Source organism: Micromonospora sp. WMMD730, from assembly GCF_049178955.1.
GTDB classification, from domain to species: domain Bacteria; phylum Actinomycetota; class Actinomycetes; order Mycobacteriales; family Micromonosporaceae; genus Micromonospora; species Micromonospora wenchangensis.
The window spans coordinates 561,895-574,824 of the sequence record NZ_JBMHML010000002.1 but is presented as its reverse complement, the minus strand read 5'-3'; the positions used below and the strand labels follow the sequence as shown (position 1 = coordinate 574,824).

The following is a 12,930-nucleotide window of genomic DNA, read 5'->3' as shown; positions in this document are numbered from 1 at the left end:
GGTGTCGCCCCGGGACGGGTCAGCGGGCCGAGGTGGTGGCCCGCACCCAGGGCAGGGCCAGCCGCTCCACCAGCGACAACGCCGAGTAGAGCAGGATGCTCATGGCGGCGATCAGCACGATCGCCGCCCACGCGGTCGCCGTGTCGCCGACGCCGTTGTACTGGAGGATCTGGTAGCCCAGCCCCGGCTTGTCGGAGTAGAACTCCCCGATCACCGCGCCGATCGCGGCCAGCGGCATCGCCACCTTCAGCCCGACGAAGATCTGCGGCAGCGCGGCCGGGAACCGTACCTTGCGGAACGACTGCCACCAGGAGGCGTTCAGCGACCGGGCCAGCTCGGCCAGGTCGGCCGGGGTGGTGGTCAGGCCGGTGGCGGTGGAGAGCACGATCGGGAAGAAGCAGAGCAGGAACACCATGGTCAGGATCGGCTTGGTCCCCCAGCCGACCGAGACCACCAGCAGCGGCCCCAGCGCGATCTTCGGGACCGCGTTGATCGCCACCAGCAGCGGGGCGAACATCCGCTCGGCCCGCCGGGAGGCGGCCAGCGCCATCCCGATCAGCACCCCGGCGACCGCCGACAGCAGGAAGCCGAGCACCGTCATCAGCGTGGTCGTGCCCAGCGCCGGGAAGAGCACGTCAGCCGAGGAGGTCAGTGACGTCCCGACCGCCTGCGGCGGCGGCAGGGACGCCGGGTGCACCAGGTGCAGCCCGGAGGTGACCACCCACCAGACGGCCACGGTGACCACCAGGCCGAGCAGCGGCAGGCCGACCGTCGCGGGGCGTATCCGGGACCAGGGTGACCGGCCGGGCGTCGGGGGCACGGTCGGCACGGCGCTCGGCGGTCCGGCCGACCCGGGTACGGGACGGGTCCGGATCGACTCCGTCACAGGGTCCTCCTCTCCTGCCGGCACCAGGGCCGGCACACGACGGGGGTGCGCCCACCGGTCGTCCCGCTGGGTCGCACCCCCGTGGCACCGTCGGTGTCGGTCAGGCCTTCGGCACGAGGTCGAAGTTGATGATCTGGTCCGGCGTGATGTTCGACTTGAGCGCGCCGGCGCCCTGGAGGATGGCGATGCTCTTGGCCACCCGGTCGCTGTCCAGGGTGCCGATGGCGGTGCCGGAGTTGCTGGAGCGGACGTAACCGGCCATCAGCTGCAGCTCGGCGGCGGCGGCGGCCGGGTTGGTGGCGGCCACGTTCTTCTTCAGGATGTCGGCCGCCTCCTGCGGGTTGGCCAGGGCGTACTCCAGGCCCTTGAGCAGCGCGGCGGTGAACTTCTTCACCTTCTCCGGGTTCTCCTTGGCCATCTTGCTGGAGGTGATCAGCGCGTTGCCGTAGAGGTCCTGCATCACGTTGCTGTACGGCAGCACGACGGGCTTCTTCTTGGTGACCGCCTCGACGGTCGGCTGGCCGACGACGAACTGGCCGATGCCGTCCACCTGGCCGGAGGCCAGCGTGCCCATCAGGTTCTGCGCCTGGTCGTTGACCCAGGTGACCTTGGTGTAGTCCACCCCGGCCATCCGGGCGTAGGTCGGGAAGAGGTTGCGCACGACGGAGCCGGGGGTGTCCGCGAGCTTCTTGCCCTCCAGGTCCTTGGGCGTGGCGATGTTCTTGCCCTCGACCGAGACGATGGCGGCCATGGTGCGCTGCTGGATCGCGGCCACCGCCACGAAGTCCTTGGCCTGCCCGTTGCCGACCTGGAGCAGGCCACCGGTCAGGTCGATCGGACCGAAGTCGGCCTGGCCACCGACGATGGTCTGGATCACCGCGCCGGTGCCCTGACCGGGCTTGATCTCCACGTCGAAGCCGGCCTCCTTGAAGAAGCCCTTGTCCTTCGCCACCCAGGCGTAGGAGTCACGGCCGAAGTTGCCGAACGAGGTGAGGTAGGTCACCTTCTCCAGCGACGAGCCGTCGCCGGTCTTTGCATCCGCCGAGTCGGACCCGCCACTGCAGGCGGAGACCAGGGCGAGGGCGGTGGCCAGGGTGGCCGCGGCGACCGTGCGGGTCAGCCTTGTCATCTGTGCACCATGTCCTTTCCGACCGGGCGGTGTACCCGGAGGGGGTTGTCGGTCGGCGGCACGGCGTGAGGGGGCACCGAGCCGCCGTCGTGAAGGGACTCTTCGCTGGCACAGAGTACGAGACACTTACCGTCACCACACCAGGCGGATCGGGTTGCGGAACGGAAACAACTGCGTTCCACCCCGGACAGTGAGCGGCCAGCACGCTGGGGATATCCTTGTCGGATTCCTGACCGCCGAATCAGGGGAGACCGACGGCGATGATCCGACTGTCCGATGTGTCGCGTACGTTCGACGGCCGTTCCGGGCGGGTCGAGGCGTTGCGCGGGATCGACCTCGACGTGGCCGAGGGCGAGTTCGTCGCCGTGCTCGGCCGCTCCGGCTGCGGCAAGTCCACCCTGCTCCGGATGATCGCCGGCCTACTGCCGGTCAGCGGCGGCGAGATCACCGTAGCCGGTAGCCGGATCACCCGGCCCCGCCGGGACGTCGCGATGCTCTTCCAGAAGCCGGCCCTGCTCCCCTGGCGCACCGTGCTCGACAACGTGCTGCTGCCGGCCGAGATCTTCGGCTGGAGCCGCGCCAAACACCGCGACCGCGCCCGCCAGTTGCTGGAACTCTCCGGCCTGGCCGGCTTCGAGAAGCGCCTGCCGCACGAACTCTCCGGCGGCATGCAGCAGCGGGTGTCGCTGTGCCGGTCGCTGATCGGCGAGCCCCGGGTGATGCTGATGGACGAACCCTTCTCCGCCCTGGACGCGCTCACCCGCGAGGAACTCTCCGGGGAACTGCAACGGGTGCACATGGAGACCGGCGCGACAGTCGTCTTCGTCACCCACTCCATCGACGAGGCGGTGCTGCTGGCCGACCGGGTGGTCGTGCTCAGCCCCCGCCCCGGCCGGATCCGCAAGATCGTCGACGTGGACATCCCCCGGCCCCGTACCCTCGGCCGCAACGCGCACCTGGCCGACGTCGCCCGGGTCAGCGCCGACCTGCACGAACTGCTGATGGAACGGGACCTGCCGGCGACAGCCGGGGTGGAGGGACGATGACCGTGCGGGTGGCCGTCTTCACCGAACCCCACCGGGGCGCCAGCTACGACGACCAGCTCCGGTTCGCCCAGCTCTGCGAGGCCGGCGGGTTCGACGGGTTCCTCCGGGCCGACCACTACCGGGCGATGGGCGACGAACCCGGGCTGCCCGGCCCCACCGACGCCTGGCTGACCCTGGCCGCGCTCGCCCGCGAGACCTCCCGCATCCGGCTCGGCACCCTGGTCACCTCGGCCACCTTCCGGCTGCCCGGCCCGCTGGCCGTGATGGTCGCCCAGGTCGACCAGATGAGCGGCGGACGGGTCGAGCTGGGCATCGGCGCCGGCTGGTACGAGCGGGAACACACCGCGTACGGCATCCCCTTCCCCGGCGTCGGCGAACGCTTCGACCGGCTCGCCGAGCAGTTGGAGATCCTCACCGGGCTGTGGCGCACCCCGGTCGGCGAGACGTACAGCTGGGCCGGTGAGCACTACCGGCTCGTCGACGCCCCGGCCCTGCCCAAACCGGTCCAGCAGCCCGGCCCGCCGATCATCGTCGGCGGCCGGGGACCGAAGCGCACCCCCGACCTCGCCGCCCGGTACGCCGACGAGTTCAACATGCCGTTCAAGTCGGTCGAGGAGACCGCCGAGGCGTACGACCGGGTACGGGAAGCCTGCGACCGGGCCGGCCGGGCCGAGTCGGGGCGGGCCCCGCTGGTGCTCTCCGCCGGGATCGTGGTGGCGATCGGGCGTACCGACGCCGAGGCCCAGCGTCGGGCCGCGCCACTGCACGTCAAGAGCGCCCTGCCGCCGGAGGACCCGGTGGTCGGCTCCCCCGCCCAACTGGTCGACCGGATCGGCGAGTTCGCCGCGATCGGCGCGACCCGGGTCCACCTGCGGCTGATCGAACTCGACGACCTCGACCACCTGGAGCTCATCGCCGCCGAGGTGCTCCCCCAACTGGACGGAACCCGATGACCGACGTGACGCACGACCTCGAACTCGGCCCGGTCGGCCAGGAGATCGTCTTCGAGAACGACCGGGTCCGGGTGTGGCACATCCGGCTCGCCCCGGGTGAGCGGCAGCCGCTGCACCGGCACGACCACCCGTACCTGGTGGTGGCGATCGAGGGCGCGAAGAACGTGGTGCAGACGATCGACGGCACCCGGATCGACGCCGACGAACCCACCGGCGGGGTGGTCTACCGGGACCCGGGCGCCGTCCACATGCTCACCAACGTCGGGGACACGACCTACCTGGCCCGCCTGGTCGAGTTGAAGTAGTCGCTGGTAGAGCTTGGGTAACAGGTCGTCACGGCCGCGCCGCGCCGCAGTGGCGATCGGGGGCACCGGGCCGTAACGTGCGCCACATGGCCTTTCGGACGTGGGGCAAACTGCTGCTCACCGCACTCGGGGTGAGCATGTTGGCCGGGGCCGGCCAACTCGGCATCGCGTACGGCTTCGGCATCGTCCGACTCACCGGCGACTTCACCGACGTCAACCGCTGGCCGGCCCAGCTCGCCTGGGTCGGCTGGTTCGCGGTGACCGCCGCCGTGGTCGGCGCGGTCCTCACCGGCCGGCTCGCCCGGCGCGAGGGACTGCCGGAGGGCACCCCCGTCCAGCTCGCGATCTCCGGTGTCGCCGCGCTCGGCGCGCTGGTCGTCGCCCCGCTCTGCATGCAGCCCGCACGGGCCGCCGACCTGAACGCCGTCGACCCGGTCTGGGCGGTCGGCATCTGCGCGGTCGCCGGGGCGGTGGTCGGCGCGGGTGCCGCCTCGGCCGTCCTGCTGCGCCCCCCGCTGGGCTGGAACGTCGCCCTGCTGGGTGGGACGATCTGGCTGGTCGCTCTCCTGTCGGTCGCACCGGCGGTGCTGTCCAGCGAGCCGCTGCGCACCGTACGTCTGGGGGTGCTGGAACCCTCCTGGCTCGGGGCGGACCGGGCACAGCGGCTGGCGATGCTGCTGCTGCCCGTGATCGCGCTGGTGGCCGGCGCGGTGACCGGCGGGGTGGCCCGGCGGCGGGGACACCCTCCGCTGACCGGCGGGGCGACCGGGGTCGCCGGGCCGGTGCTGCTCGCCTTCGCCTACCTGACCGCCGGGCCGGGTGACCAGGTGGACCGGTACCAGTTGGCCCCCTACTACGGCGCGGTGATCGCGGTCGTCACCGGCGCGCTCGGCTCGGTCGCCGCCACCCTGCTGCGCTGGCCGCTGCTGCCCGCCCGCGCCGCCCGCCGTGACGGCGAGGCGGCGATCGAGCCGACCGACATCCTCGCCCCGCTGCCGGCCGTGTCCGACCCGGCCCGCACCGCCGCTGCCGGCTCCGGCCCGGACCGGACCGGGCTGACCGGCTCCGATCCCACCGGCTCCGAGCTGGCCGACTCCGAGCTGGCCGGCACCGGCGCGGACGAGCCGGTCACCGTGGACCTGAGCGCCGCCACCCGCGCCCTCCACCCCGACCGACCGGACGCCGCCCGCTCCCGCGCCACCGACCGGCCCGCTGCCGGCGCCTCCGCGATGGCCTCCGGGTCCTCGTCCGACATCGCATCGGGGGCCGGCGGGGTGCCGGCGGTACCGGGCACCTGTCCGGGGTGGCCGTCGCCTGACGCGCCGGGCACCGGCCGCCACCCGGCCCACTGGGACTGGCCGGACCCCGCCGCCACGGTCGCCGACCGGCACGCCTCCCGCACCACCCCACCCCCGACCAGGCCCGAACCGAGCCGGACCGGCGCGGCCCCGGCCGCTCCGGCCCCGACCGGCCTGACCCCGACCGGGGCGAGCACGACCGGGGCGGCCTGGAGCGGCTCGACCCCGATCGAGCCGGCTCCGAGCCCGAACCGGCCGGCCCCGACCGGGCCGGACCCGGCGGCAGCCACCCCGGACGGGCCGGCCGGCGACGCACCGGGTGCGACGTCGTCCGCGGGGGCGGGAGCTGGTCGGGCCGGGTCGCCGCGAAGCCGCTCAGGCCAGCGGAAGGCGGCAGCCGCCGAACAGGCGGGCAGCGAGGTCGGCGCAGTGCGGCCGGCGGCAGGTGCCGGGCCGGCCACCGGGGAGGAGTCCGTGGCCACGCCCAAGCCCCGGGCGAAGCGGGCCAGCCGCGCCCGGTCCACCGCGACCGGAGCTGCGGCCGTCCCCACCGGACGCCCCGAACCCTCGCCCGCCGCAGAGACAGGCAGTACCGGGGAGGACCGACCGGCCGGCTCCGGCCCGACCGGCAGCCCGACACCGGATGGCGTCGACGCCGCCCCGGTCGGCACGACGGCACCGGAAACCACCAGCCGGGGCGGCACCGCTGCGGCCACGCCGAGCACCGAGGACGTGCCGCCGGTCGCCGGCGTACGGCACGTCGCGCCGGGTGGCGTCGAGGCCACCCCCCGCCCCCGCCACCACCTGCCGGATCTCGGCGGTACGGGTGGCCCGGCCGGTGCCCACCGACCCGCACCGGCCCGGGCCGCCCTGCCGTTTCCCGAACCGGGTGCCACCGAGCAGACGGACGCCCCGAAGCCGGTCAGTCTCCGCTGGGAGCCGGAGGAGTCCAGCGGCACCGCGCCGGTGGACGGTCCCGACCCTGACCAGTCCGGGCCCGCTCCGGAGGACGGCAACGCGCCCGGCGACGGCAACGCGCCGGAGCAGACCGGGAAGGCCAGGGGTCGACGGGGACTGTTCCGGCGTAACCGCTCCCCGCAGGACGCCCCAACGGACGAAGTCGACCCGAAGTCGGCGACGCCGGACGACGAGTACGTCGACTGGGTCACCGGCCTGGGCAAGCCCCTGGCCGACAACGAACCGGACCGGGACAGCGGCCGACGCTCCCTGCGCACCAGCGGCCGCCACCACCACCGCGACTAACCCCCCAACCCCCGCTCCCCCCGCCCCGCCCCCGGTCTGCACCCGGTGATCAAGGGCTTTGCGTCACCCCACCCGGCAAGACCTGACGCAAACCTCTTGATCACCGAACAACAACCAGGACGAAACGGGCGGGCGGCCGGCGGGGGGTGGTGATCAAGAGCTTTGCGTCATCCGCCGCGCGGAAACTGACGCGAAGCTCTTGATCACCGGAGCAGAACCGGTCAGGCGAGGGGGAGGTAGACGCGGTTGCCGGTGGAACGGAACTCCGCCGACTTGGTCTGCATGCCCTGGGCGGCGTACTCCTTCAGCTCCTGGGTGATCTTCATGGAGCAGAACTTCGGGCCGCACATGGAGCAGAAGTGGGCGGTCTTCGCCGGCTCCGCCGGCAGGGTCGCGTCGTGGTAGGAACGGGCGGTCTCCGGGTCCAGCGACAGGTTGAACTGGTCCTCCCAGCGGAACTCGAACCGCGCCTTGGACAGCGCGTCGTCCCAGGCCTGCGCGCCGGGGTGCCCCTTGGCCAGGTCAGCCGCGTGCGCCGCGATCTTGTACGCGATCACCCCAGCCTTCACGTCGTCCCGGTCGGGCAGCCCGAGGTGTTCCTTCGGGGTGACGTAACAGAGCATGGCGGTGCCGTACATGCCGATCATCGCGGCCCCGATCGCGGAGGTGATGTGGTCGTACGCGGGGGCGATGTCGGTGGTCAGCGGGCCGAGGGTGTAGAACGGCGCCTCGTGGCACCACTCCTGCTGGAGGTCCACGTTCTCCTTGATCTTGTGCATCGGCACGTGGCCGGGACCCTCGATCATCACCTGCACGTCGTACTCCCAGGCGATCCGGGTCAGCTCGCCCAGGGTGCGCAGCTCGGCGAACTGGGCCTCGTCGTTGGCGTCGGCGATCGAGCCGGGGCGCAGCCCGTCACCGAGGGAGAACGTCACGTCGTAGCGGGCGAGGATCGCGCACAGCTCCCGGAAGTTGGTGTAGAGGAAGTTCTCCTCGTGGTGCGCCAGGCACCAGGCCGCCATGATCGAACCGCCCCGGGAGACGATCCCGGTGACCCGGTCGACGGCCAGCGGCACGTACGGCAGCAGCACCCCCGCGTGCACCGTCATGTAGTCGACGCCCTGCTCGGCCTGCTCGATGACGGTCTCCCGGAACACCTCCCAGCTCAGCTTGACCGGGTCGCCACCGACCTTCTCCAGCGCCTGGTAGATCGGCACGGTGCCGATCGGCACCGGCGAGTTGCGGACGATCGCCTCCCGGGTCTCGTGGATCCGCTTGCCCGTCGACAGGTCCATCACGGTGTCCGCGCCCCACCGGGTGGCCCAGGTCAGCTTCTCCACCTCCTCGGCGACCGACGAGGTCACCGCCGAGGTGCCGATGTTGGCGTTGACCTTCACCAGGAACGCCTTGCCGATGATCGCCGGCTCGCACTCGGGGTGGTTGACGTTGAGCGGCAGCACCGCCCGGCCGGCGGCGATCTCGTCGCGCACCAGCTCCGGCGGCAGCCCCTCCCGGATCGCCACGAACTCCATCTCCGGGGTGACCACCCCGGCGCGGGCGTACCAGAGCTGGGTGGGTCGCCTGGCGTCGACGCCGGCCAGCGGGGTGCCCGCGCCCCGGGTCGGCGCGACGTCACCCCGCTCGGCGATCCACGGTCCGCGTAGCGGCGGCAGCCCCACCTCCGGGTCCGAGCCGGGGCCCGAGGTGTCGTAGAGGCGCAGCGGCGGGTTGTCCCCGGCCAGCTCCACCTCGGCGAACGGCACCCGGACGTCCGGCCGGGACCCCTCGACGTAGACCTTGCGACGTGCCTGCATGACAGCCTCCCTGATGGTCATCGGGACCAGCCGAAGTGGTCCAGCGGGCCGCGTCCCGCGCCCAGTTCCCAACCCCGCGCGCCGGTCAGCGCGCGGGTGACGTACTCCTTGGCGGTGGCGACCGCGACCGGCACCGGGTCGCCGGCGGCCAGCCGGACGGCGATCGCCGCCGAGAACGAACAGCCGGTGCCGTGGCTGTGCCGGGTGTCCACCCGGGGTGCGCGCAGCAGGGTGGTCGTCGCACCGCCGGCCAGCACGTCGACCGACTCGCCCGCCGCGTCGACGTCGCCGCCGGTGACCACCACGTACTCCGGGCCGCCGGCCGCCAGGGCCTGCGCCGCGGCGACCATCTCCTCGACCGTGGTCACCGGGCGTCCGGTGAGGGCGGCGGCCTCCGCGCAGTTCGGCGTCGCCACCCGGGCGTACGGCAGCAGCCGCTCGACCGCCGCCACCACACCGAGCCGGTGTCCGCTGGTGGCGACGAGCACCGGGTCGACGACGAGGTGCGGCAGCCGGCCCGCCTTCGCCGCCTCGGCCACCGCGTCGGCGACCGCCGGGGTGCCGAGCATCCCGGTCTTCACCGCCCGGACCGCGAAGTCGCCGAGCACGCTGTCGAGCTGCTCGGTGACGGTGCGCGGCGGCAGCGGCAGCACGGCGTCCACCCCCCGGGTGTTCTGCGCGGTGACGGCGGTCAGCACGCTGGTCCCGTACGCGCCGAGGGCGGCGAACACCTTCAGGTCGGCCTGGATGCCGGCGCCGCCGCCGGAGTCGGAGCCGGCGATGGTGAGCACGGTCGTCGGTGTCATGTCGTCTCCTCGGGCCACGCGTCGGTGATCGGGGTGCGGGTGGCGAAGACCCTGGTGAGGGTCGCCACGACCGCGGTCGGGTCGGTGGCCCGCATGACCGCCCCGAGGACCGCCACCCCGACCGCGCCCGCGTCGACACAGGCCGTCACCTGCTCCGGTGTCTCGATCCCGCCCAGGGCGAGCACGGGCACCGGGCTGCGCCGGATCAGGTCGCGCAGCCCGTCCGGGCGCAGTGGTGGGCCGTAACCGGGTTTGCTGCGGGTGGGCCAGACCGGCGAGAGCGTCACGTAGTCCTCGGTGCCGAGTCGGGCCAGCTCCGCCGCGTCGTGGCAGGACCGGCCGACCAGCCCGACGGCCGGCGGCGGGTACGGTCCGGCGGCGGGCAGATGGACGGCGTCCCCGTCCAGCGGGTCGGGGCCGGCCACGATCAGGGTGCCGCCGGCCTGCGCCAGGACGGCCCGCAGATCGACGGCGAGGGCGGCCCGTTCGGCGCGGGGCAGGTCCTTCTCCCGCAGCACCACCCACCGCACGCCACCGCGTACCGCCCCCGCGACCACGTCGACCAGGTCGCCGCGCGCCACCAGCCGGTCGGTCAGCAGCACCACCCCGCGCGGGGTCACAGGTCGGGTCTTCCGTCGTCGGGGGTGGAGGCGAGGGCGTGGAAGCGACGGGGGATCCGCCCGGCGGTGTACGCGAGCCGCCCGGCCCGGACGCCGTACCGCATGGCGGTGGCCATCGCCGTCGGGTCGGCGGCCCGGGTGACGGCGCTGGCCAGCAGCACCCCGTCGCAGCCCAGTTCCATGGCGAGCGCCGCGTCGGAGGCGGTGCCGATCCCGGCGTCGAGGATCACCGGCACGTCGACGCTCTGCCGGATCAGCCGGATGTGGTGCGGGTTGGTGATGCCCAGTCCGGAACCGATCGGCGCACCGGCCGGCATCACCGCCGCGCAGCCGACGTCGGCCAGCCGGCGGGCCAGCACCGGGTCGTCGGAGGTGTACGGCAGCACGACGAACCCGTCGGCGACGAGTTCCTCGGCGGCCCGCAGCAGCTCCACCCCGTCGGGGAGCAGGGTGCGTTCGTCGCCGATCACCTCCAGTTTGACCCAGTCGGTGTCGAACGCCTCCCGGGCCAGCCGGGCCACCTTGACCGCCTCGGCGGCGGTGTAGCAGCCGGCGGTGTTGGGCAGCAGCCGCACCGCGCACCGGTCGAGCAGGTCGAGCAGGCCACCGGCGGTGCCGGGGGCGGTGTCGACGCGGCGCAGGGCGAGGGTGACCAGTCCGGTGCCGGAGGCCCGGATCGCCTGTTCCAGCACGTGCAGGTTGGCCGCGCCGCCGGTGCCGAGGATGAGCCGGGAGGTGAGGGTCCGTCCGGCGATGGTGAGGGGCATCCGGGTCACCCGCCCTGGGCGGCGCTGAGCACCTCGACCCGGTCGCCGTCGCGCAGCACGGTCGCCGGCCAGCCGCCCCGGGGGACCACCTCGCCGTTGACCGCGACGGCGAGGCCGCGCCGCTGCCCGGTGACCGTGGCGACCAGGTCCGCGACGGTCGTGCCGCCGGTCAGCTCGCGTCCGACGCCGTTGACGATCAGGCGCACGTCTTCCTCCTCAGTGGAACCGGTCGGCGGTGAAGGGGGTGAGCAGGGGGTCCGGCTGACCGGTGACGATCAGGTCGGTGATCAGGTCGGCGGTGACCGGGGTGAGCACGATGCCGTGCCGGTGGTGGCCGGTGGCGGCGAGTACGCCGGGCCGGCCGGGCAGCGGGCCGAGGATCGGCGCGTTGTCCGGGGTGCCGGGGCGCAGCCCGGCGGTCGCCTCGGTCAGCGCGTACTCGGCGAGTTCGGGGACGAGGTCGACGGCGGCCCGCAGCAGCCGCAGCACCGCCCCGGTGGTCACCTCGGTGTCGGTGCGTTCCTCGACGGTCGCCCCGAGCACCACCTCGCCGTCGTCGCGGGGGACGAGGTAGACCGACTCGCCGTCGGCGTACCCCCGGATGACGTGCCGGAAGCCGGGCGGGCGGTGGTCGGGCGCGCGCAGCCGCAGCACCTGGCCCTTGACCGGGCGGACCGGCAGCCCGGTCAGCGCGGCGGCGCCGCAGCCGGCGGCGACCACGACGACGGGCGCGTCCACCTCGGCCAGTCGGGTCACCGCGCCGGGCAGCAGGGTCGCGCCGGCCTGTCCGGCGGCGACCCGCAACGCGTCGACCAGCCGGCGCGGGTCGACCTGGTGGTCGCCGGGGGCGACCGCGCCGCCGCGCAGCCGGGGGGTCAGCGCCGGTTCGCGCTCCCGTAGCTGCGACGGCCGCAGCGCGCTGATCGGCAGCCCCAGCCCCTGCTGGTACGACCAGAGCCGGCGTGCCTCGGCCAGGTCGTCCCCGGTCAGCCCGACGACGAGGGTGCCGTCGGTGCGGTAGCCGAACTCCGTTGCGGTGGCTTCGGTCAGTTCGGCGGCGAAACCCGGCCAGCGGGCGGCGGACGCGGTGAGCAGCCCGGTCAGCTCCCGTTCCCCGAAGTACGCCTCGGCGACCGGGGCGAGCATCCCGGCGGCGACCCGGGACGCGCCGGAGCCGGGGGCCGGGTCGTGCACGGCCACCCGCAGGCCCCGGGTGGCGCAGCGCCAGGCGATCGCCAACCCGACCGGCCCCGCGCCCACGATGGCGACGTCGGGCCGGGTCAGCACGTCAGCGCCGCGATCAGTTCGGCGGTGGCCCGGCCCGGGTCGGCGGCGGCGGACAGCGCCCCGACCACCGCCACCCCGTGGGCCCCGGCGGCCCGCAGCGCCGGCACCGTGGCGGCGGTGACCCCGCCGATGGCGATCACCGGCACGTCGACGGCCGCGGCGACGGCGCGGATGCCGGCCGGGCCGATCGGGTCGGGCAGGCCGGTCTTGGTGGCGGTGGGGTGGCACGGGCCGACGCCCAGGTAGCTGGCCCCGGCGGCGACGGCCCGGGCGGCGGCACCCGGTTCCCGGGCGGTCGCGCCGAGCACGGCGGCGGGGCCGAGGATCCGGCGGGCCGCCGCGACGGGCAGGTCGTCCGCGCCGACGTGGCCGCCGTGGGCGTCCACCGCGAGGGCGACGTGCAGCCGGTCGTTGACCAGGCAGGTCGCCTCGTACGGCACGCAGAGCGCGCGTACCCGTCGGGCCAGGTCGTACGCCTGCCGGTCGGTGGTGTCGTCGGTCACCCGGACCTGCACGACGAGGTCGGCGCGGGCCACCGGGAGGGCGGCCCGTACGACGGTGAGCGGGTCGCACCCGGGGCGGGTGTCGGTGATCAGATGCAGTCGGCCGAGGGACGGCACGGCAACTCTCCTCCCTGCGCCGGCATTACCCGGATCAGGTTCTACGGTCGGGGGCTCTCAGCCCCCCTCTCAGCCCGGTGTACCGGGCTCCCGTGGGTCACGTGTCTGTGACCGTACGACAGATCCGCTGATCCGC

13 protein-coding genes and 1 riboswitch are annotated in these 12,930 nt (G+C 74.1%); of the genes, 4 read left to right on the top strand and 9 right to left on the bottom strand.

Annotated features, from left to right (window positions below; genetic code table 11):
- Positions 1-19: 19 nt before the first annotated feature.
- Positions 20-886, bottom strand: coding sequence for an ABC transporter permease (locus ACN265_RS02735; RefSeq protein WP_357926434.1), 867 nt, complete (start codon positions 884-886; stop codon positions 20-22).
- A gap of 100 nt (positions 887-986) precedes the next feature.
- On the bottom strand, positions 987-2,015 hold the full coding sequence (locus ACN265_RS02730) for an ABC transporter substrate-binding protein (RefSeq protein ID WP_420118711.1): 1,029 nt from the start codon (positions 2,013-2,015) through the stop codon (positions 987-989).
- Between the two features lie 260 nt (positions 2,016-2,275).
- On the opposite strand from ACN265_RS02730, the gene ACN265_RS02725 reads away from it, so the two are divergent.
- From ACN265_RS02725 to ACN265_RS02710, 4 genes are all read left to right on the top strand, one after another.
- Positions 2,276-3,061: an ABC transporter ATP-binding protein gene (locus ACN265_RS02725; RefSeq protein WP_357926428.1), complete on the top strand. Its 786-nt coding sequence runs from the start codon at positions 2,276-2,278 to the stop codon at positions 3,059-3,061.
- 2 nt (positions 3,062-3,063) lie between these two features.
- Positions 3,064-4,014, top strand: a complete 951-nt coding sequence (locus tag ACN265_RS02720; RefSeq protein WP_421411330.1) for an LLM class F420-dependent oxidoreductase — start codon at positions 3,064-3,066, stop codon at positions 4,012-4,014.
- A complete protein-coding gene (locus ACN265_RS02715) occupies positions 4,011-4,319 on the top strand; it encodes a cupin (RefSeq protein WP_145921730.1) in 309 nt (102 codons plus the stop codon). The genes ACN265_RS02720 and ACN265_RS02715 overlap by 4 nt, the downstream gene beginning before the upstream one ends.
- 86 nt (positions 4,320-4,405) lie before the next feature.
- On the top strand, positions 4,406-6,880 hold the full coding sequence (locus ACN265_RS02710) for a hypothetical protein (protein WP_421405929.1): 2,475 nt from the start codon (positions 4,406-4,408) through the stop codon (positions 6,878-6,880).
- A 221-nt stretch (positions 6,881-7,101) separates the two neighbouring features.
- On the opposite strand, the gene thiC is transcribed toward ACN265_RS02710, so the two are convergent.
- The 7 genes from thiC to thiE all read right to left on the bottom strand — a co-directional run bounded on the left by thiC (position 7,102) and on the right by thiE (position 12,794).
- The gene (gene thiC / locus ACN265_RS02705) at positions 7,102-8,694 is read right to left on the bottom strand and encodes a phosphomethylpyrimidine synthase ThiC (RefSeq protein WP_421405928.1); all 1,593 of its coding nucleotides are present in this window, start codon (positions 8,692-8,694) and stop codon (positions 7,102-7,104) included.
- A 17-nt stretch (positions 8,695-8,711) separates the two neighbouring features.
- The gene (thiD, locus tag ACN265_RS02700) at positions 8,712-9,500 is read right to left on the bottom strand and encodes a bifunctional hydroxymethylpyrimidine kinase/phosphomethylpyrimidine kinase (protein WP_204924876.1); all 789 of its coding nucleotides are present in this window, start codon (positions 9,498-9,500) and stop codon (positions 8,712-8,714) included.
- Positions 9,497-10,120, bottom strand: coding sequence for a thiamine phosphate synthase (locus ACN265_RS02695; RefSeq protein WP_421405927.1), 624 nt, complete (start codon positions 10,118-10,120; stop codon positions 9,497-9,499). The genes thiD and ACN265_RS02695 overlap by 4 nt, the downstream gene beginning before the upstream one ends.
- On the bottom strand, positions 10,117-10,887 hold the full coding sequence (locus tag ACN265_RS02690; protein WP_204924874.1) for a thiazole synthase: 771 nt from the start codon (positions 10,885-10,887) through the stop codon (positions 10,117-10,119). Before ACN265_RS02690 ends, ACN265_RS02695 begins: the two co-directional genes overlap by 4 nt.
- A gap of 5 nt (positions 10,888-10,892) precedes the next feature.
- Positions 10,893-11,093, bottom strand: coding sequence for a sulfur carrier protein ThiS (thiS, locus tag ACN265_RS02685; protein ID WP_204924873.1), 201 nt, complete (start codon positions 11,091-11,093; stop codon positions 10,893-10,895).
- Between the two features lie 10 nt (positions 11,094-11,103).
- Positions 11,104-12,174: a glycine oxidase ThiO gene (thiO, locus tag ACN265_RS02680; protein ID WP_421405926.1), complete on the bottom strand. Its 1,071-nt coding sequence runs from the start codon at positions 12,172-12,174 to the stop codon at positions 11,104-11,106.
- Complete coding sequence (thiE, locus tag ACN265_RS02675; protein ID WP_421405925.1) at positions 12,168-12,794, bottom strand: thiamine phosphate synthase; 627 nt, start codon at positions 12,792-12,794, stop codon at positions 12,168-12,170. The genes thiO and thiE overlap by 7 nt, the downstream gene beginning before the upstream one ends.
- Positions 12,789-12,898, bottom strand: a riboswitch (TPP riboswitch). Its footprint overlaps the gene before it by 6 nt.
- Between the last annotated feature and the right edge of the window lie 32 nt (positions 12,899-12,930).